At 73.6% G+C, this 17,860-nt stretch carries 16 protein-coding genes; 5 read left to right on the plus strand and 11 right to left on the minus strand.

Going from position 1 to position 17,860, the window contains the following annotated elements; translation table 11 throughout:
• Nucleotides 1-87: 87 nt before the first annotated feature.
• The 7 genes from JOE61_RS07190 to JOE61_RS07220 form a co-directional block, all read right to left on the minus strand.
• Complete coding sequence (locus tag JOE61_RS07190) at nt 88-1,053, minus strand: TAXI family TRAP transporter solute-binding subunit (RefSeq protein ID WP_204797168.1); 966 nt, start codon at nt 1,051-1,053, stop codon at nt 88-90.
• The gene (locus JOE61_RS07195) at nt 1,050-2,459 is read right to left on the minus strand and encodes a sensor histidine kinase (RefSeq protein ID WP_193670723.1); all 1,410 of its coding nucleotides are present in this window, start codon (nt 2,457-2,459) and stop codon (nt 1,050-1,052) included. Before JOE61_RS07195 ends, JOE61_RS07190 begins: the two co-directional genes overlap by 4 nt.
• A 37-nt stretch (nt 2,460-2,496) precedes the next feature.
• Nucleotides 2,497-3,207 carry a response regulator transcription factor gene (locus JOE61_RS07200; RefSeq protein WP_204797169.1) on the minus strand — a complete coding sequence of 237 codons (711 nt, stop codon included), beginning with the start codon at nt 3,205-3,207 and terminating at the stop codon, nt 2,497-2,499.
• 14 nt (nt 3,208-3,221) lie between these two features.
• Complete coding sequence (locus JOE61_RS07205; RefSeq protein ID WP_193670722.1) at nt 3,222-4,502, minus strand: Nramp family divalent metal transporter; 1,281 nt, start codon at nt 4,500-4,502, stop codon at nt 3,222-3,224.
• Nucleotides 4,503-4,800: 298 nt separating this feature from the next.
• Nucleotides 4,801-6,063, minus strand: coding sequence for an HNH endonuclease signature motif containing protein (locus tag JOE61_RS07210; protein WP_193670721.1), 1,263 nt, complete (start codon nt 6,061-6,063; stop codon nt 4,801-4,803).
• A gap of 183 nt (nt 6,064-6,246) precedes the next feature.
• Nucleotides 6,247-6,849, minus strand: a complete 603-nt coding sequence (locus tag JOE61_RS07215; protein WP_193670720.1) for a CueP family metal-binding protein — start codon at nt 6,847-6,849, stop codon at nt 6,247-6,249.
• A 111-nt stretch (nt 6,850-6,960) separates the two neighbouring features.
• Nucleotides 6,961-7,863 (minus strand): LLM class flavin-dependent oxidoreductase, encoded by a 903-nt coding sequence (locus JOE61_RS07220; RefSeq protein ID WP_204797170.1) that lies wholly within the window; start codon nt 7,861-7,863, stop codon nt 6,961-6,963.
• 65 nt (nt 7,864-7,928) lie between these two features.
• Between JOE61_RS07220 and JOE61_RS07225 the strand changes: the two genes are divergently transcribed.
• Nucleotides 7,929-8,744 (plus strand): SGNH/GDSL hydrolase family protein, encoded by an 816-nt coding sequence (locus tag JOE61_RS07225; RefSeq protein ID WP_193670719.1) that lies wholly within the window; start codon nt 7,929-7,931, stop codon nt 8,742-8,744.
• 4 nt (nt 8,745-8,748) lie between these two features.
• Here the strand turns inward: JOE61_RS07225 and JOE61_RS07230 are convergent, their stop codons facing one another.
• The gene (locus JOE61_RS07230; protein ID WP_193670718.1) at nt 8,749-8,994 is read right to left on the minus strand and encodes a helix-turn-helix domain-containing protein; all 246 of its coding nucleotides are present in this window, start codon (nt 8,992-8,994) and stop codon (nt 8,749-8,751) included.
• A complete protein-coding gene (locus tag JOE61_RS07235; RefSeq protein ID WP_193670717.1) occupies nt 8,994-9,500 on the minus strand; it encodes a DUF2975 domain-containing protein in 507 nt (168 codons plus the stop codon). Before JOE61_RS07235 ends, JOE61_RS07230 begins: the two co-directional genes overlap by 1 nt.
• A 230-nt stretch (nt 9,501-9,730) precedes the next feature.
• Here JOE61_RS07235 and JOE61_RS07240 point away from each other — a divergent pair, with 230 nt between their 5' ends.
• From JOE61_RS07240 to JOE61_RS07255, 4 genes are all read left to right on the plus strand, one after another.
• On the plus strand, nt 9,731-11,206 hold the full coding sequence (locus JOE61_RS07240; RefSeq protein WP_193670716.1) for a class I adenylate-forming enzyme family protein: 1,476 nt from the start codon (nt 9,731-9,733) through the stop codon (nt 11,204-11,206).
• Between the two features lie 98 nt (nt 11,207-11,304).
• Nucleotides 11,305-13,173: a DUF3556 domain-containing protein gene (locus tag JOE61_RS07245; RefSeq protein WP_193670715.1), complete on the plus strand. Its 1,869-nt coding sequence runs from the start codon at nt 11,305-11,307 to the stop codon at nt 13,171-13,173.
• Entirely contained in the window at nt 13,170-14,585 is a 1,416-nt protein-coding gene (locus JOE61_RS07250) for a phytoene desaturase family protein (RefSeq protein ID WP_193670714.1), read from the plus strand. Before JOE61_RS07245 ends, JOE61_RS07250 begins: the two co-directional genes overlap by 4 nt.
• Before the next feature lie 25 nt (nt 14,586-14,610).
• Nucleotides 14,611-15,897, plus strand: coding sequence for a PucR family transcriptional regulator (locus JOE61_RS07255; RefSeq protein ID WP_193670713.1), 1,287 nt, complete (start codon nt 14,611-14,613; stop codon nt 15,895-15,897).
• A 3-nt stretch (nt 15,898-15,900) separates the two neighbouring features.
• Here the strand turns inward: JOE61_RS07255 and JOE61_RS07260 are convergent, their stop codons facing one another.
• Nucleotides 15,901-16,446, minus strand: coding sequence for a DUF1990 domain-containing protein (locus JOE61_RS07260; protein ID WP_193670712.1), 546 nt, complete (start codon nt 16,444-16,446; stop codon nt 15,901-15,903).
• A 22-nt stretch (nt 16,447-16,468) separates the two neighbouring features.
• Nucleotides 16,469-17,809: an MFS transporter gene (locus tag JOE61_RS07265; protein ID WP_193670711.1), complete on the minus strand. Its 1,341-nt coding sequence runs from the start codon at nt 17,807-17,809 to the stop codon at nt 16,469-16,471.
• Between the last annotated feature and the right edge of the window lie 51 nt (nt 17,810-17,860).

Raw genomic sequence — 17,860 nt, forward strand, 5'->3', positions numbered from 1 at the left:
TTTTCGAGACGATCTCTTCGGTGCACAGGCGACTGGTCGATGGTGCAAGAGCGACTGGTCGATGGTGCGAAACTGACTGCTCGGCCGTCAACCGTGCAGCCGCCGGTACGCCGCGACCGCACCGGGGTGCAGCGGCACGGAGCCGGTCTGGATCATGGAGGGCGGGGCGAGGTACTGGACCCCTCGCGCCGAGTCGGGCACCAGCGCGGCGGCGTCGCGCGCCAGCGTCTCGACCACGGCGCCGGCGAGGTCGTCGGCGAGGTTGGCGCGGGCCAGCAGGAGGTTGGGGACGCCGATGGTGCTGGTGACGGTGCCGGCGTACGCGACGTCGGGGGCGCGGCGGGCGCGGTAGGGGTAGCCGGAGACCTCGGCCATCGGCTCGGCCCAGGCGCCGAGGTCGAGCATCCGCAGCGGGCGGGTGGCGTCGAGGCCGGCGATGGCGGGGGTGGGGATGCCGCCCGACCAGAGCACGGCGTCGACGCTGCCGTCGTCGAGGGAGGCCAGCGACGCGGCGAGCCCGGCGTTGCGCACGTCGACCACGCCCGCCCCGCGACCACCCCCTCCACGACCCCCCGTCTGCAGCCCCGCGGCCTCGAGCAGCACCCCGCCCGACACGGCCGCGCCCGACCCGGCGGCGCCGAGCACCACCGACCGCCCGCGCAGCCCGGCGACGTCGCGCACCGGCGAGTCGGCCGGCACCAGCAGCTGCAGGTAGTTCTCGTAGGTGCGCGCCAGCGCCACCACGCCCTCGGCCGGGTCGCCCGAGCCGGCCCCGACGCTGTCGGCGAGCGCCAGCCCGATCTCGGCGTCGCCGTCGGCGAGCCGGCGCAGGTTGTCCACCGACCCGGCGGTCACCGCGACCTCGACGGCCAGCCCGTCGACCCGCGCCTCGAGCCGGGGCGCGAGCAGCGCGCCGAAGGCGGCGTAGATCCCGCCGTCGTCACCGGCCGCCAGCCGCAGCCGTCGTACGTCGGCAGCGCAGCCGGGCAGCGCCAGCCCGACGGCCCCGGCGCCGAGACCGGCCAGCAGCGCGCGGCGCCCCACCGGGTTCACGGGCCGTCCCCGGCCACGGGCAGGCTGACCCGCACCAGCACCCCGCCGCGCGGGCCGGGCCCCACCGACAGGTCGCCCCCGGCGCCGCGCAGCAGCTCGCGGGCGATGGAGAGCCCCAGCCCCGAGCCGTGCGGGTCGTCGGAGCCGCGCCAGAACCGTTCGGCGGCGCGCGACCACTCCCCCTCGCCCAGCCCGGGCCCGTCGTCGTCGACCTCGACCACCACCTGCCGCCCAGCGACACCACCAGCGGCACCACCAGCGACAGCAGCAGGGGCGTCGGCACGCAGGCACACCCCCGCCCCCGCTCCGGCGTGCCGCACCGCGTTGTCGAGCACCACGTCGAGCACCTGCTCGAGGTCGTCGCGGGCCACCTCGAGGTCGGGCACCGGCTCGACCACGACCACCGACTGCTCGGCGGCGGCCGCGGCCGGCGCCCACGCCTCGACCCGCTCGGCCAGCACCTGCGCCAGCGGCGCGAGGGTCTGCGGCGCCCGCGCACCGGCGACCCCGGAGGTGCCGCTCTCCTGCGCCCGGGCCAGGCGCAGCAGCTGGTCGAGCAGCCGCTCGAGGCGCTCGAGCTCGCTGGTCAGCCCGGCGTGCGTGCGGGCACCGGAGTCGTGCAGGTGCGCGCCCAACGAGTCGGCGCGCAGCCGTACGGCCGCGAGCGGGTTGCGCAGCTGGTGGGAGGCGTCGGCGACCAGGCGCCGCTGGTCGTCGAGCGAGCGCTGCACCACCTCGACCATCCGGTTGAACTCGTCGACCAGCCCGCGCAGCTCGGGCGGCCCGCTGGCCAGCACCGCGCCACCGCCGCGACCGCCCTGGGCGAGGTCGTGGGCGGCGCTCTCGAGGGAGTGCACCGGGCGCACCGCCCACCGCGAGAGCCAGCGGGCCAGCGCGAGGGCGGCGAGCAGCAGCGCCACTCCGACGAGCAGCACCCACCCCCAGCCGCGCGCCACGTCGCCGGCGGCCGCCCTGGTGTCGACGCGCAGCAGCGCCAGGGCGGCGACGTCGCCGTCCTCGAAGGCGACCGCGCTGCGCAGCGGCTGGTCGCGGGTCCAGGGCAGCACCCGCTCGAGCGCCGGCGTGGGTTGGCCGACCAGGCCGACCCGCACCGCCTCGGCGACCTCCGCCTCCCCGGTGTCGAGCGCGCCCGCCCCGGCCAGCACGCGTCCGGTGGCGTCGGTGACGAGCACGTCCTCGTCGTAGACCTCGTGGTAGCGCGCGACCGCCGCGGCCACGTCGCCCTCGCGGGCGGCCAGCTCGGCGAGCACGCTCAGCTGGCGGTCGCGCTCGACCGCGAGCGCCGCCGTACGCCGGTCGCCCAGGGCCAGTGCGAGCGGTACCGACAACGCCAGGAGCGCGCCGACCAGCAGCAGCCCCACCACGAGCCGGACCCGTCTCTCCACTTGCTCCCCCGCCCTGTCCCGCCCTGTTCCGGCCGGCTCAGCCGCCGAGCCGGTAGCCGAAGCCCCGGACCGTGTGCAGCGGCAGGTCGGGGCCCAGCTTGCTGCGCAGCGAGGCCACGAAGAAGTCGAGCGAGCGCGAGCGGCCCAGCGCGGGGGTGCCCCACACGTGCAGCTGCACGGCCTCGCGGCTCACCGCCTCGCCGGGCTGGGCGGCCAGCGCCTCGAGCACGTCGAGCTCGGTGGCGGTCAGCGCGACCTCGGCGCCGTCGCGGGTGGCGCGGCGCGCGCCGAGGTCGAGGGCCAGCCCGCCCCAGGCCAGCGTGGCGGCGCCCTCGCGGGCGGTGTCCTCGACGCGGCTGCGGCGCAGCAGGGCGTGCACCCGGGCCACCAGCACGGCCTGCCCGACGGGCTTGACCAGGTAGTCGTCGGCGCCCGCGCGCAGCCCGAGGACGGTGGCGCCGTCACCGTCGCGGGCGGTGAGCACCAGCACCGGCACGGTCGAGGCGCGGCGCAGGGTGCGCAGGAAGTCGAGGCCGTCCATGTCGGGCAGCCCCAGGTCGAGCACCACGAGGTCGGCGCCGGCCACCTGGTGCAGCCCGTCGTCGCCGCGCCGGCAGTGGGTCACGCCCCACCCGGCGCCCTCGAGCGTCTCCACGAGGGCCGCGGCGACCCCGGCGTCGTCCTCGACGAGCAGCAGCTGCACCCCGGGATCGTACGCCGCCGCCGGCACCGCGGCGGCGTACGTCACGCTCGGCGTCAGGCTCAGAGGACGCCGGCGACCGCGGAGCGGACCTGGTCGACGGCCAGGGCCAGGAAGGTCAGCGCGCACAGCACCATCACCACGTTGGCGAAGGGCTTGTTGCGCCACTCCTTAGGTGTGCGGTCGGTGTTGAGCAGCCAGATCAGGGTGATCGCGAGGAACGGCATGAACAGCGCGCCGAGCACGCCGTAGGCGAGGATCAGGTAGACGGGCTTGCCGAGGAAGAGCATCAGCATCGGCGGCAGGGTCAGCCACAGCACGTAGGCGCGGTACCAGCGCCCGCCGCCCTGGCGGTCGGCGTGGTCGGTGGGCAGGCCGCGCACGTGGCCGGCGAAGTCGGCGAACATCAGGCTGACGCCGTTCCACACGCCGACCAGCGAGCTCATCGCCGCGGCCCAGAAGCCGACGAGGAAGATGGTGCCGGTGGCGGCGCCGTACCGGTCGCGCAGCACCTCGGAGAGGTCGAGCAGGCCCTTGTCGCCGGTGTCGACGGCGATGCCGGCGGAGTAGAGCAGCTCGGCGCCCACCACGAGGGTGGCGATCACGAAGATGCCGGTGACCAGGTAGGCGACGCCGTTGTCGAGGCGCATCACGCGCATGAAGGCGGGGGTCGACCAGCCCTTCTCGCGCAGCCAGTAGCCGTAGGCGGCCAGGGTGATGGTACCGCCGACGCCGCCGGCGACGCTGAGCACGTTGATCAGGGCGCCGTCGGGGATGCGCGGGGCGAGCCCGGCGGCCATGTCGGGCAGGTTGGGCAGGGTGACGACGGCGGCAGCGACCATGCAGACGAACATCAGCAGCACCAGCAGGCTCAGCGTCTTCTCGAAGATCGCGTAGCGCCCCGACCACACCAGCGCCAGGCCGATCAGCCCGGAGACGATGCCCCAGGCGGTGACGCCGAGCACCGGGAAGAGCGCGTGCAGGGCAAGGCCGGTGCCGGCCATCGCGGCGGCGCCGTAGACGAAGCCCCAGACCACGATGTAGGGCCCGAAGTAGATGTGGGTCCAGCGCCCCAGGCTGCTCCACCCCTCGAAGATGGTGCGCCCGGTCGACAGCGAGAAGCGCCCGGCGCCCTCGACGAGCACCACCTTCATCACGCAGCCGACGACCACGGCCCACAGCAGCGCGTAGCCGTACTTGCTGCCCGCGATCATCGTGGCGACCAGGTCGGCGGCGCCCACCCCGGTGGCCGCGACCACCAGGCCGGGGCCGATCAGCCGCCAGCGCGGCGGGGTGCCGGTGGCGGTGCCGGCGTCGGCGCCGGCGTGGGGGGTGGTGCTCATGGGTGCCTCCTGGGGTCTGGAGACCCGAGCATGTGACCGCCGACACCGTGACGCCAACCACACCAGCCCCATCCCGCGCGATCCTCACACGATCCAAAGACAGCGCCCCACCGCTGGTCGAGCAGGGAGGAGCGCCAGCACCCACCGCTGGTCGAGCAGGGAGGAGCGCCAGCGACGAGCGACGCCGAGACCCCGCGAGTGGCCCACTCGCCGTACGCCGTGGGCTCACCGGGTTTCGGCGTCGCTCGAGCCTTCGGCCCTCGCTGCTCAACCAACGGCGCCGGGGAGCGGAGTGCTCCTAGGTTCGTCGGTTGAAGGTGACCTGGTTGTCAGCCCCCACGTCGCTCTCGTACTCGGGGTCATGGATCCGGCGGTGGTGGAAGGGGCAGAGGAGTCGTCCGCAGTCGAGGTCGGTGTGGCCGTGGCACGACCAGGGATCGTCGTGGTGGGCGTGGCACATCGCCGGAGGGGCGTCGCAGCCGCGGGCAGTGCAGCCGCCGTCACGGATGCCCATCGCGACCCGCTGGGCCGGGGTGAAGTACCTCTTCGCGCGGCCCACGTCGAGCGGCTGGCTCTTGCCACCCAGCACCACCGGCACGACACCTGCCTCACAGGCCAGCCGCCTCGCGGTGGCGGCGCTGATCCGGTCACCGGTGTCGAGGGTGGCGGCCGCCAGGCCGTCCTTGAGGGAGTCGAGGGTCATGGTCACGACGACGGTGGCGTTGACACCGCCGGCCTTGGGCAGGTCGTGGGGGTCGAGGCGCTCGACGAGCTCCACGAACGCCGCACCCAACCGTTCCGCTGTGGGGCGGCGTACCGGCACCGGCGCCTCGCTCTGCTCCTCCTCAGCGTCCCGGGTGGCGATCTGGTGCTTCGGGGCGGCAAACGCCAGCAGCGCCCGCTCCAACATCTGACCCACCAGCAGCGGCACCGTGAACGACCCCTTGATCCGCCCGTGCCCGTCCTCACGCATCCGGAACACCGCCGACTTCTCGGCCTCCCGCTCCTCGCGCTCGAGCTGTTCGGCCTCCCAGGCCTCGGCCACCTCCGGTGCGACGACTTCGAGGATCCGACGGCCCAGCACCCGCAGCGCCTTCGCGTCGTGGACCTCCGCGAACGCAACCAGCGCCTTCGCCGCCTGCTCCAACACGAACGGGTCGAGATCGTCGGGCAGCTCGTCCAGCGCTGTGCAGATCACCGACGCCTGCTCCGCCACCATGTCGCCACGACCGAGCGCCTCCCGCACCAGGTCGTAGCGATCCAGCCCCTCAGCCAGACGCACCTGGCGAAACGACTCGCGCTTCGTCGACCGTGTCGCGTTGGAGTGCCACACCGCCACCGACGGCGACGCGTTCGTCTCCGCCACCGCCACTGTCTCGGCGTGCGACAACAGCTGCGAGCGCACCTCCACCAACCGGGCCTCGGCCCGCGAGACCTCGACCAACGTCTGCGCGGTGGCCTCCTGGCTCATCGACCACAACGGCGTACCAGCCACCTCGTCAAGGGTGGCGTGCACCCGCGCGACAGCACCTCCGATGGGGTGCGCCGCGGTGGTGGCCATGAGTTAAGTATCTCAGGACCCACCGACAAAGCACCAGGTCAGAAGCCGTTTTCCACAGGCAGATCGAAACTATTTTCGAGGAGTTCGAGTCGGTGCGAAACTGACTGGTCGATGGTGCGAAAGCGACCGGTCGATGGTGCGAAACTGACTGCTCGGCCGGCCTCAGTAGCTGACGGAGCCGGATCAGGTCAGCTGCAGAGTCGTGACGCAGGTGGGGTCGTCGGGGTCCCGGGTGGTGATCGGCGCCGTCCCGGTGCGCCCGTCGTGGGTGATCGTCAGGGTCGCGTCGAGGTCGCGCGGCACCCACAGGCCCACGAACCCGTTGTCGTAGGTCCGGCGGGTCTCGTCGACGAGCACCTCGCCGTCGGCGGTGGTCAGCGTGACGTCGACTCTCTCGTCGCCCAGCTCACCGACGCAGGTGGTGAGGCTGTGGAAGTGGCACTCGTGGGTCTGGTCCACGTAGGGCGCGACCGAGACGTAGACCTGGTCCTCCGGCATCGGCAGTCGCGCCTCGCGGCCCTGGTCGTCGGTGACCACGACGGCGTCCGGCTGCACGGAGGCCATCAGGTCGCCCGGCCGGTCGGCCAGGGCCATGGTGTCGAGCCGCTCGATGACCTCCGGGGCCTCGAGCCCCGCGAGGTCGTGGTCGGCCAGCACCGCGGCCGCAGACGACGCAGAAGAGGAGGAGGGCTGCGCCTCCGGGCCGGATGCGCAGCCGGCGAGCAGCAGCCCGCAGGCCACCACCGCTGCAGCGACGGACAGACGCGCTCTGGCAGGAGTCGACATGGGACCTCTCCGGACGATGGGTGGGGACGGCCCGCCCATCATCCCGCCCGCCCCCAAGGGCATCGACCAGAGCATCGACCAGGGCATCGACCAGGGCATCGACGGGGCCCGCTACCCCATCCGTCGTACGACGTCGGCGGCGGCCGCGAGCTGGTCGCGGTCGCAGGAGGTCGGGATCAGCTGCACCTCGTCGCAGCCGAGGGCGGCGAACCCGCGCAGCGTCTCCTCGAGCTCAGCAGCGGTGCCGGCGAACCCGGTGGTGGGCGCCATGGCGTCGACGAGGGAGGCGGGCAGCCAGTTCATGTAGTGCCGCAGGTGGCGGTGCACCTGGGTGCGGGCGGCGCCGTCGCCGTCGTCGAGGGCGAACCAGAACGACGTGGTCAGCCTCGGCGCCGGCCGCCCCGCCTCGGCCCACGACGACCGGGCCAGGTCGAAGAGCGACGCGACGGCGTCCACGTCGAGGTCGAGGGTGACGCCGGCGAGCCCGTCGGCCCAGGTGGCGGCGTGCTGCACGGTGCGTGGGCCCATGGTGCCGACGAGCACCGGCGGCCCACCCGCCTGCCCGGGCGGCGGCCCCACGGGCAGGGTCGCCTCGACGACCCGCTCCCCCGCCCACACCCGCCGCATCACGCCGACCCGCTCGGCCATCTCGCGCATCGTGCGGGTCGACAGGTCGGCGCCCGCGGCGCGGTAGTCCTCGTCGCGGCCGCCGACCCCGACCCCCACGGTGAGCCGCCCGCCGCAGAGCCGGTCGGCGGTGGCGAGCGCCTTGGCCAGCGGCACCGGCTCGTGCAGCTGCGGCACCAGCACGGTGAGCGCGATCGGCACGTCGGTGGTCCAGGCCGCCACCGCCCCGAGCAGGGTGAGCGTCTCGGGGTTGTCGAAGGCCAGCCGCTCGCCGAAGCACAGCGACGACCAGGGCCCGGTGTCGATGGCGCGCGCCCAGGCCTCGAGCGTGCCGGGCTCGGCCCACAGGTCGGGCTCCATCACGGGCAGCGTCATGCCGATCTCCACGCCCGCACTCTCGCAGAGCAACCGGGCCGCCACAGCAGGTCGAGCGATCCCCTACCCTGCCGAGGGTGGGTCGACGACGAGAGGCACCGGTCGCGGCGATCCTGGTCGCGCTGCTGGCGGTCGGGGTCGTGGGCGGCACCGGCTACGCCTGGTCGCGCTGGAACGACCAGGTCGCCACCGACACCGACGTCGAGTCGGTCGTCGACCCGGGCTCGCGCGACGAGCAGCTGCCCGATGCGCCGGGCCTGCCGACCGCGGAGCCCGAGCCGGAGCCGGCGTACGAGCCGCCGACCTTCTCGACCCTGACCCCGACCGCCAACCGGCCCCGCCCGGTGCTGCTGCTGGTCGGCGACGGCTGGGCGGCCGGTGACGGCGCCTCCGGCGACGACGCGTCGTACGCCGCTCGGCTGGGCAGCGACCTGGGCTGGGACGTGCGGGTGGTCGCCGAGCCCGGCGCGAGCTACCTCGCCGCGGGCGAGGCGGGTGCCACGGTCTCCGAGCTGTGGGCCGACGCCCCGCTCGCCGACATCGACCCCGACGCGGTGCTGGTGCAGGCCGACTACGCGGGCCCCGACCCCGACGTCGACGCGGTGACCCGGGCGATCTCCGAGCTGGGCGACCGGATCGCGGCCGACCTGCCGGGCGCGCCGGTGGTGGCGATCAGCTCGTTCCGCCCCGACGGCGTGAGCGCGAAGGACGAGACGGCGATGACGCGGGCGTGGCGTGCCTTCGACGGCACGCTGGTGCTGCGTCCGACCAGGCTGGGCTTCGCCGACCTGCCCACCGGCCCCGCCGGCAACCCCCTCGACGCGGGCCACGAGCTGATCGCGACCAGCCTCGAGGAGGCCTTCCGCGAGGCCGGGCTGGTGCCGGGCGGCTGAGCCGTCACGATCCCGCCGGGTCCCTCGGGTCCGCCGGCCCCGAGGGGTCGGGCTCCCAGCGCAGCAGGTCGCCGGGCTGGCAGTCGAGGACCTCGCAGAGCGCCTCGAGAGTGCTGAACCGCACGGCCTTGGCCCGCCCGTTCTTGAGCACCGCCAGGTTGGCGGGGGTGATGCCGACCCGCTCGGCGAGCGTGCCGACGGCCATCTTGCGGCGCGCGAGCATCACGTCGATGTCGACGACGATCGGCATCAGATGACCCCGTCGAGCTCGGCCTGCAGCCGCTTGGTCTCGTCGTCGAGCGCGACCGCCTGCGCCAGCAGGGTGCGCATCACGTAGACCACCAGCGCCACCCCGCCGGCCACCAGCGCCAGCCCGCAGACGATGCCGACGGCCCCGGGCGCGATCTCGTCGCCGGGCGTCGTGCGGTTGGCGTACGCCGCCAGCACGGCCAGCCCCAGCACCACCACGGCCCCGGCGCCGATGGCCGCGATCACGCGGTCGACGTGGCGGAAGGCCGCGAACGAGAAGACCGTGCCGTGGCGCACCATCGTCAGCAGCCGCCAGATCTCCACCCCGATCACCTGGAGCGCGAGGACGCCCACGACGAGCAGCGCCACCAGCGGGATACGCAGGTCGGCGCGGTCCTCGCCGCGTTCGAGCCAGAGCTGGAAGCCCAGCAGCACCTGCACGCCCACCGACCCGACCAGGGCCAGCCCGATCACGCCCCGCAGGACCAGGACCACGCGTGTGTTCATCGGAACACTCCTCTCGACCAACAGCGGATATCTATCGTAACTCGATAGACGACGCCGATGCCAGGATCGCCGACCACGCAGCGACCGGTGCGCCGTGCACAAAAAGGCCCGTGAGGTTCGTCCCCAGCGCCGTAGGCGGTCGAGCGCCGCGTCCCTAGTGTCGTGGGTCACACCCCTCGGGGTGAGGCGGCCGTCCGGGCCGCCCACCCCCGATCCGCCTTGGAGGTCCGATGCAGCTGGGCTACCTGCCGTGGGACGGCACGACGGCGCTCCGCGAGCGCCGTCACGAGATCGGTCTGCGCGACGACCGGGTCGAGCTGAGCTACGAGCAGTTCGAGACCCGGGTCGAGGCCTTCGCCGAGCAGCTCGCCGAGCAGGGGTTCGGGCGGGGCGCGGTCCTGGCGATCATGCTGCCCAACCGCGTCGAGCTGCTCGTGGCCATGTTCGCCGCGTGGCGCCTCGGCGGCGCCGCCACCCCGGTCAACCCGGTGTTCACCGCGCACGAGGCCGAGCACCAGCTGGGGGACTCCGGTGCCGCCGTGGTGGTCAACCTGGGGCCCGACGCGCCCTCCGACGGGCGGTGCACGATCCACGTCGACGACATGCGCACCGAGCGCCGGGGCGAGGCCGTGCGTCCTGTCGCGCTGGCCGGCGACGACCTCGCGCTGCTGATCTACACGAGCGGATCGACCGGCCACCCCAAGGGCGTGATGCTCGACCACACGCACGCCGAGGCGATGTCCCGCTCGATGGCCGAGCACCTCCGGCTGACCCACGACGACCACTGCATGCTCATCCTGCCCCTGTTCCACGTGAACGCGATCATGGTCAGCGCGCTGGCCACGATGCGCTCCGGCGGCCAGCTCAGCGTGATCGGTCAGTTCTCGGCGCGGACCTTCTTCGACCGGGTCGAGCAGCTGCGCCCGACGTACTTCTCCGCGGTGCCGACCATCTACGCGGTCCTGGCCGCGCTGCCCGACGACGTCCGCCCCGACACCTCCTCGCTGCGCTTCGTCATCTGCGGCGCCGCACCGGTGTCCCGCGAGCTGCTGGAGAGGTCCCAGGAGCGCTACGGCTTCACGATCGTCGAGGGGTACGGCCTCACCGAGGGCACCTGCGCCTCCGCGTGCAACCCGGTCGACGGCGTCCGCAAGCTCGGCACCGTCGGGCCGGCCCTGCCCGGTCAGCGGCTCGCCATCGGTGGCGCCGACGGCGAGCACCTGCCTCCCGGCGAGGTCGGCGAGGTGCTCATCTCCGGGCCCACCGTGATGCGCGGCTACCTCAACCGGCCCGAGGCCACCGCCGAGACCGTCGTCGACGGGTGGCTGCACACCGGCGACGTGGGTCATCTCGACGCGGACGGCTACCTCACGATCGTCGACCGCGTGAAGGACATGATCATCCGCGGCGGGGAGAACATCTACCCCAAGGAGATCGAGGCGGTCCTGGCCGGTCTCGACGGTGTCCTCGAGGCCGCCGTCGTCGGCCGCGACGACGAGATGTACGGCGAGGTGCCCGTCGCCTACGTCAGCACCTACCCCGGCTCGGACCTCACCCAGGACGAGCTGCTCGACCACTGCCGCCGGCACCTGACGAGGGTGAAGGTGCCAGAGCGCATCGAGATCATCGACGCCCTGCCCAGGAACCCCGTCGGGAAGATCGACAAGCCCACGTTGCGCCGCGCCCTGGGGGCCCTGCCCGCCTGAGCGCACCACCGCCACCAGCACGACCAGCACGACCAGCACGACGGATGCAGCGCGAGGTCCTCGCGCTGGTTCCTCCTGCCCCGACGAAGGAGATCACTGTGGGATTCAAGACAGCAGACATGCCGCCGGTGGACCCGGCCCACTACGAGGACATGCCGTTCATGGACCGCATGCGGATGCTCGCCACCCACTGGGCCGAGTACGGCTTCGGTGGCCCGAAGTCGAACCACATGCTCTACGTCTACAAGCTCGTCTTCTACGCCGTCGGCGGCGTGCTCGTCATCGCGCTGACCACCCCGGGCCTGGGCGGCCTCGGCAACCTCGCCGGGTGGTGGGGCGAGCCGATCGTCTACCAGAAGCTGATGGTCTGGACCGTGCTCTTCGAGATCGTCGGCCTCGCGTCGTCCTCGGGCCCGCTGGCCTTCAAGTTCAAGCCCTTCATCGGCGGCTTCCTCTACTGGTCGCGCCGCCACACGCTGCGCCTGCCCCCGTGGCCCGGCAAGGTCCCCTTCACGCGGGGCGACCACCGCACCCCCGTCGACGTCACCATCTACCTGGTCATCCTGGCGGTGCTCGGCTTCCTGATGGTGACCCCGGGCGCCGAGACCTCCGCGATGCCGGGCAGCGACGCCGGGCTGCTCCCGCAGTGGGGCCTGCTCGCCTACGTCGCCCTGATCATCGTGATGGGGCTGCGCGACAAGGTCGTCTTCCTCGCCGCCCGCTCCGAGCAGTACGTCGCGGTGATGTTCTTCTTCGGCGTCCTGTCCCACCACGTCGACATGATCCTGGCCGCCAAGATCGCCATGGTCTCCATCTGGCTCGGTGCCGGCATCTCCAAGTTCGGCCACCACTTCACCAACGTGGTCCCGCCCATGGTCAGCAACACCCCCTGGATCACCTCGCTGCGCTTCAAGCGCTCGCTCTACCGCGACTACCCGGAGGACCTGCGCCCGTCGAAGGTCTCGTGGGGCTTCGCCCACGTCGGCGGCACCGTCGTCGAGCTGGTGCTGCCGATGGTCCTGCTGTTCTCGACGAGCCCGACCCTGACCTGGCTGGCGATCGCCGGCATGATCGCCTTCCACGTCTTCATCACCTCCACGTTCCCGCTGGCCGTGCCGCTGGAGTGGAACATCTTCTTCATCTTCGCGGCGGCCTGGATCTTCGGCGGGTTCCCCGCCTGGGACGGCTACGCCGTCACCGACATCAGCTCGGCCTGGCTGCTGCTGCCGGTCGTGGCCGCCTTCGTGACCTTCCCGATCCTGGGCAACCTGCGACCCGACCTGGTCTCCTTCCTGCCCTCCATGCGCCAGTACGCCGGCAACTGGGCCTCGGCCACGTGGGCCTTCCGCGGCGACGAGGCGGAGAACAAGCTCAACACCCACCTGGTGAAGTACAACGCCAACCAGGTCGACCAGCTGGCCGGCGCCTTCGGCAAGGACATCGCCGAGATCTTCATGCAGAAGGCGATGGCCTGGCGCACCATGCACAGCCAGGGCCGCGGCCTGATGTCGCTGATGATGCGCCACCTCGACCGGCTGGAGAACTACCGCATCCGCGAGGGAGAGTTCGTCTGCACGACCCTGGTGGGCTGGCAGTTCGGCGACGCCCACCTGCACAACGAGGCGACGATCAGTGCCGTGCAGAAGCGCTGCCGGTTCGAGCCCGGCGAGTGCATCGTGGTGTGGGTGGAGTCCCAGCCGATCCACCGCTCGACCCAGGAGTACAAGGTCATCGACGCCGCCCTGGGTGTCGTCGAGCGGGGCACCTGGAACGTGCGCGAGGCGGTCGACGAGCAGCCCTGGCTGCCCAACGGCCCCATCCCCCACACGGTGACGTGGCGGATGGCCGGCTACAAGCCGGCCGGGGACCACGTGCACCCGGTCGCGCAGGGTGCCGCCTCCGGGCGCACGGTGATCCCGGCACCCGTCGTCCCTGTCGCGCCGGCGGATGGCAGAGTCGAGGCGTGACCACCGCAGTCGTGGTCGGCAGCGGGCCCAACGGGCTCGCTGCCGCCCTCACCCTCGCCGCCGAGGGCGTGCAGGTGCGGGTGCTCGAGGCCGCCGACACCGTCGGCGGAGGCACCCGCACCAACGAGCTGACGGTGCCGGGCCTGCTGCACGACGAGTGCTCGGGCTTCCACCCGCTCGCGGTCGACACGCCCTTCTCGCGCCGCTTCGACCTGTCCGGCCACGGGCTGGAATGGCTGTGGCCCCAGGCGCAGTACGCCCACCCGCTCGACGGAGGTCGTGGAGCGGTGGCCTGGCGCTCGGTGGAGGACACCGCGGCCGGGCTCGGCGCCGACGGCAGGGCGTGGCGCTCGGTCTTCGGCTACCTGAGCGAGCAGTTCGGCGACATCGCCGAGGACTTCCTGCGCCCGATGCTGCACGTGCCGCGGCACCCCTTCAAGCTCGCCCGCTTCGGGCTGCTCTCCCTGCCACCGGCGGCGCTGACCGCTCGCCGCTGGTCCTCCGCCGAGGCCCGTGGCCTCTTCGGCGGCGTCGCCGCACACGCGATGCGCCCCTTCGGCTCCCCGGTGTCCTCGGCCATCGGGGTGGCGCTCGGCACCGCCGCGCACCGCTACGGCTGGCCGGTGGCCCGCGGCGGCTCGGCCTCGATCGCCACCGCCCTCACCTCGCTGCTCGCCGAGCACGGCGGCACGGTGGAGACGGGGGTGCGGGTCGAGTCGCTGGCCGAGCTCGACTCCCCCGACATCGTGATGCTCGACGTCGCTCCGGGCGCCGCGGTGCGCATCATCGGTGGCGCCATGCCGAGGCGCATCGCCAAGGCCCTGACCCGCTACCGGCACGGGCCGGGCGCGTTCAAGGTCGAGTTCGCCGTCGAGGGCGCGGTGCCCTGGCAGCACGAGCAGTCCCGGCTGGCGGGCACCGTGCACGTCGGGGGCAGCTTCGAGGAGATGGCCGCCGCGGAGTCCGAGGTGCACCGGGGCCGGATGCCCGAGCGGCCGTTCGTGCTCGTGGGCCAGCAGTTCGTGGCCGACCCCTCCCGTGCGCGTGGTGACACCGTCCCCGTCTACGCCTACGCCCACGTGCCGGCGGGCTACACCGGCGACGCGACGGCGGCGCTCGAGGCCCAGATCGAACGGTTCGCACCCGGCTTCCGCGACCGCGTGGTGGCCAGGCACGTGCGGTCGACGCTCGAGATGGAGCAGCACAACCCCAACTACGTCGGGGGTGACGTGGTGACCGGCGCCAACGACGCGCTGCAGCTGGTCTTCCGACCACGTCCGGCCCTGGACCCCTACACCCTCGGGGTGCCGGGCGTGTACCTCTGCTCGGCGGCCACACCGCCGGGCGCGGGCGCGCACGGGATGGCCGGCTACAACGCCGCCCGTTCGGCGCTGGCACGGCTCGGGGCGTGAGCGCGCAGCGATGGACGGAGCCCCCATGACCGAGCAGGTGCCGCACCGCCGGACCGTGCCGCCGGACTCTCCCGAGGCAGCGGAGATCGCGCGGCTCACGGCGCTGGTCGGCGAGCGTCTGCAGCGCCGCTTCGACGACCTCAACGCGAGCATGAACGAGGCCATCGAGGAGGCGATCGTCGACCTGGGCGACCCCGACCTGACCGACATGCTCCACGCGAGCGTGGAGGGCAACATCGCCACGATCCTGCACATGCTGCGCCACGACATCCCGCTCGAGCGGGTCCAGCCGATCACGGCCGCCACCGAGTACGCCATCCGGCTGGCGCAGCGCGGGGTGCCCGGCACCTCCCTGCGCCGGGCCTACCACTTCGGGTCCGACGACCTGCTGGGGCAGGCCTTCGAGGAGGTGCGCCAGATCGACGTCGACCCCGACACCCGGTTGCGGCTGCTGCACCACCTGGCCGGCTGGATGCACTCCTACGTCGACTGGATCACCCGGATCGTGCTCGACGCGCACGAGGGCGAGCGCCGCCAGGTCGAGGAGCGCAGCGCCTCGATCGCTGCGACCCTGGTCCGGCGGGTGCTCGAGGACTCGACGGGGGCCCACCACGACTTCGCCGAGCGCACCGGCTACCGCCTCGACCAGCACCACGTCGCGGCGGTGGTGTGGATGGCGGGGGCGAACCCTGCGGTCGACCACACCGACGCGCTCAAGTCGCTCGCCGGCGAGCTGGGCTCGGCCACCGGGTCGAGCGCGGCGCTCTTCACCGCCGTCGACCGCAGCACGGCCTGGGTCTGGTGGGGCCGCAACGGCGACGCGAGCCCGCTGGCCGCCGACGTGGTCGAGCTCGTGCTGACGCGCCACGAGCAGGCACGCGTCGCGCTCGGCCAGACCGGTCGGGGCGCGGCCGGGTTCCGCACCAGCCACCGTCAGGCCGGCGCCGCTCGCGACCTGGCCCGGGCGGCCAGCACCGGCCAGCAGGTCACCGCCCACGGCGACCGGGCCGTGGCCGTGGTGGCGATGCTGCTGCACGACATGCACGACCTGGCCGGGTGGGTGGGCGACGTGCTGGGACCGCTGGCGGCCGACACCGACAACGCGGCACGGCTGCGCGAGACCCTGCTGACGTTCCTCGTCAGCGGCAGCTACCAGGCCACGGGGGAACGGCTGATGCTGCACCGCAACACCGTGAAGTACCGGGTCGACCGTGCGCTCGAGCTGCGCTCGCGCGGCCTCGAGGACCGGCTCGACGTCGAGCTGGCGCTCGAGTCGGTGCGGCTGCTGGGCGACGTGCTGCTGTCGCGGTGAGCGTCACCCCGCCCGGTGGGCCTGGCGCACCGCCCGGGCGATGGCGCGCGCGTAGCGGCGGGCCATCACCTGCTGGAAGAGCGGCAGCAGGGGCCCGGCGGCCCGGACCAGCGGCCACGCGGGGCGGGAGTACGCGGTGACCGTGAAGACCACCGAGCCGTCGGGCTCGAGATGCACCACGAACGCCTCCTCGCCGGTGAGCGGGTGTCCGGGCAGGGTGCCGTAGGCGAACCCCCGCCGGTCCGGCTGGTCGACGACGTAGAGCACGCGCGCGGGGGCGCGGAGCGCCCAGGGCCCCAGGCCGAGCCGCACCCCGACGACGTCACCCTCCGCGGCCGGCCGGTCGCCCGGCTGCACCCTCGACCCGAGGAGGTCCTGCGCCTGCCAGCCCAGCACCGCCCGAGCGGCGGTCTCGAGCTGTGGCCTGCCCCGGCCCACCACCCGCGAGTGGCGCAGGTGGTCGAACCCGGCAGGCGGCTCACCGCGCGTCGCGCCGACGGGCTCGTAGGTCAGGGCGCCCTCGCGCCCGACCCCCTCCCCCTGGTTCACGAGCGAGAGACTACGGGCCGGCTCAGTCCGCGGCGTCAGCCAGCACGGCCTCGGGCGAGCTGCGCAGGATCGGGATCAGCGCGGTCATGCCCAGCAGCGGCAGCAGCCCGAGGATCGCCAGCGCCCACGGCAGCCCGGTGACGCCACCGAGCCCGCCGACCATGGCGGAGCCGACGGAGCCGCCGGTCATGAAGACCAGGGTGGCGATGCCGAGGGCGACGCCGCGCACGTGCACCTGCACCGCCTCGCCGACCGACGCCGAGAGGGCGGGCTGGCCGGCGCCGAAGGCGAAGGTGACCAGGATCAGCACCAGGGCGAGCAGCACCGGGGAGAGCACGGCGGAGCCCCACGCGGCGAGGAACAGCGCCAGCGACGAGGCGATGGCACCGATGGCCAGCGTGCGCACCGCCCCGATCCGGGTGAGCAGCGGGCCGGTGAGCCGGGGCATCAGCACCGCCACGAGGGAGGCGGGCAGCAGCAGCAGGCCGACCTGCCAGGGCTCCCAGCCGGCCTCGCCGACGAGCACCGCCGGCACCGCGATCAGCAGCCCGAACCAGGCGGCCGGCACGGCCGCGGCGGCCAGCGCCGAGCGCACCACCACGGGGTTGCGGATCACGTCGCGGGGCAGGAACCCGTCGGGCCGGCGTCGCACCTGCAGCGCCACCAGCGGGGTGCCGAGCCCGAGCAGCAGCAGCCCGACGAGCGCGATCACCAGACCGGTCGAGGGCGACTGGATCAGCAGCACCAGCCCGGCGGCGGTCAGCGCGACCAGGATCGCGCCGAGCACGTCGAGGCGCGCCCCGCTGCCCTCGGTGGTCAGCGCCCGCCACACGAACGGGATCACCAGCGCCCCGAGCATCGGGATCGCCATCACCGCGCGCCACCCGAAGGCGGCCTCGGTCAACCCGCCGAGCAGCGGGCCGAGGCTGGTCACGGCGGCCGCGGTGCCGGCCAGGCGGCCCAGGGCCAGCCCGCGCACGGCGCCGTCGTACCGGCCGCTGAGGATCGCCACCCCGAGCGTCGGCACAGCCGCGGCGCCCGCGCCCTGCACGAGGCGGGCGAAGAGGAGCACGCCGTACGTCGGCGCCAGCGCCGCCAGCAGCGCGCCACCGGTCATCAGGCCGATGCCGACCAGCAGCGGGGTGCGGATGCCGACGAGGTCGGAGAAGCGGCCGTAGAGCGCGGTGGTGACCGCGAACATCAGCGCGTAGAGGCTGATCGTCCAGGCGGTGGCGCCGACGCCGATGCCGAAGTCCTGGCCCAGCGCGGGCAGCGCCACGGCGGCCGCGGCCGAGCCCATCCCGGCGAGCCCGAAGAGCACGCCGATGAGCATGGACACGCGGCGTGAGTCGTCGATGGGCACGATCTCTCCCAACTCCGCGGCGCGGCCCCGCATTCCCGCCACCCTCGCACC

The sequence above is a fragment of the Nocardioides salarius genome, assembly GCF_016907435.1.
In the GTDB taxonomy this organism is placed as follows: Bacteria; Actinomycetota; Actinomycetes; order Propionibacteriales; family Nocardioidaceae; genus Nocardioides; species Nocardioides salarius.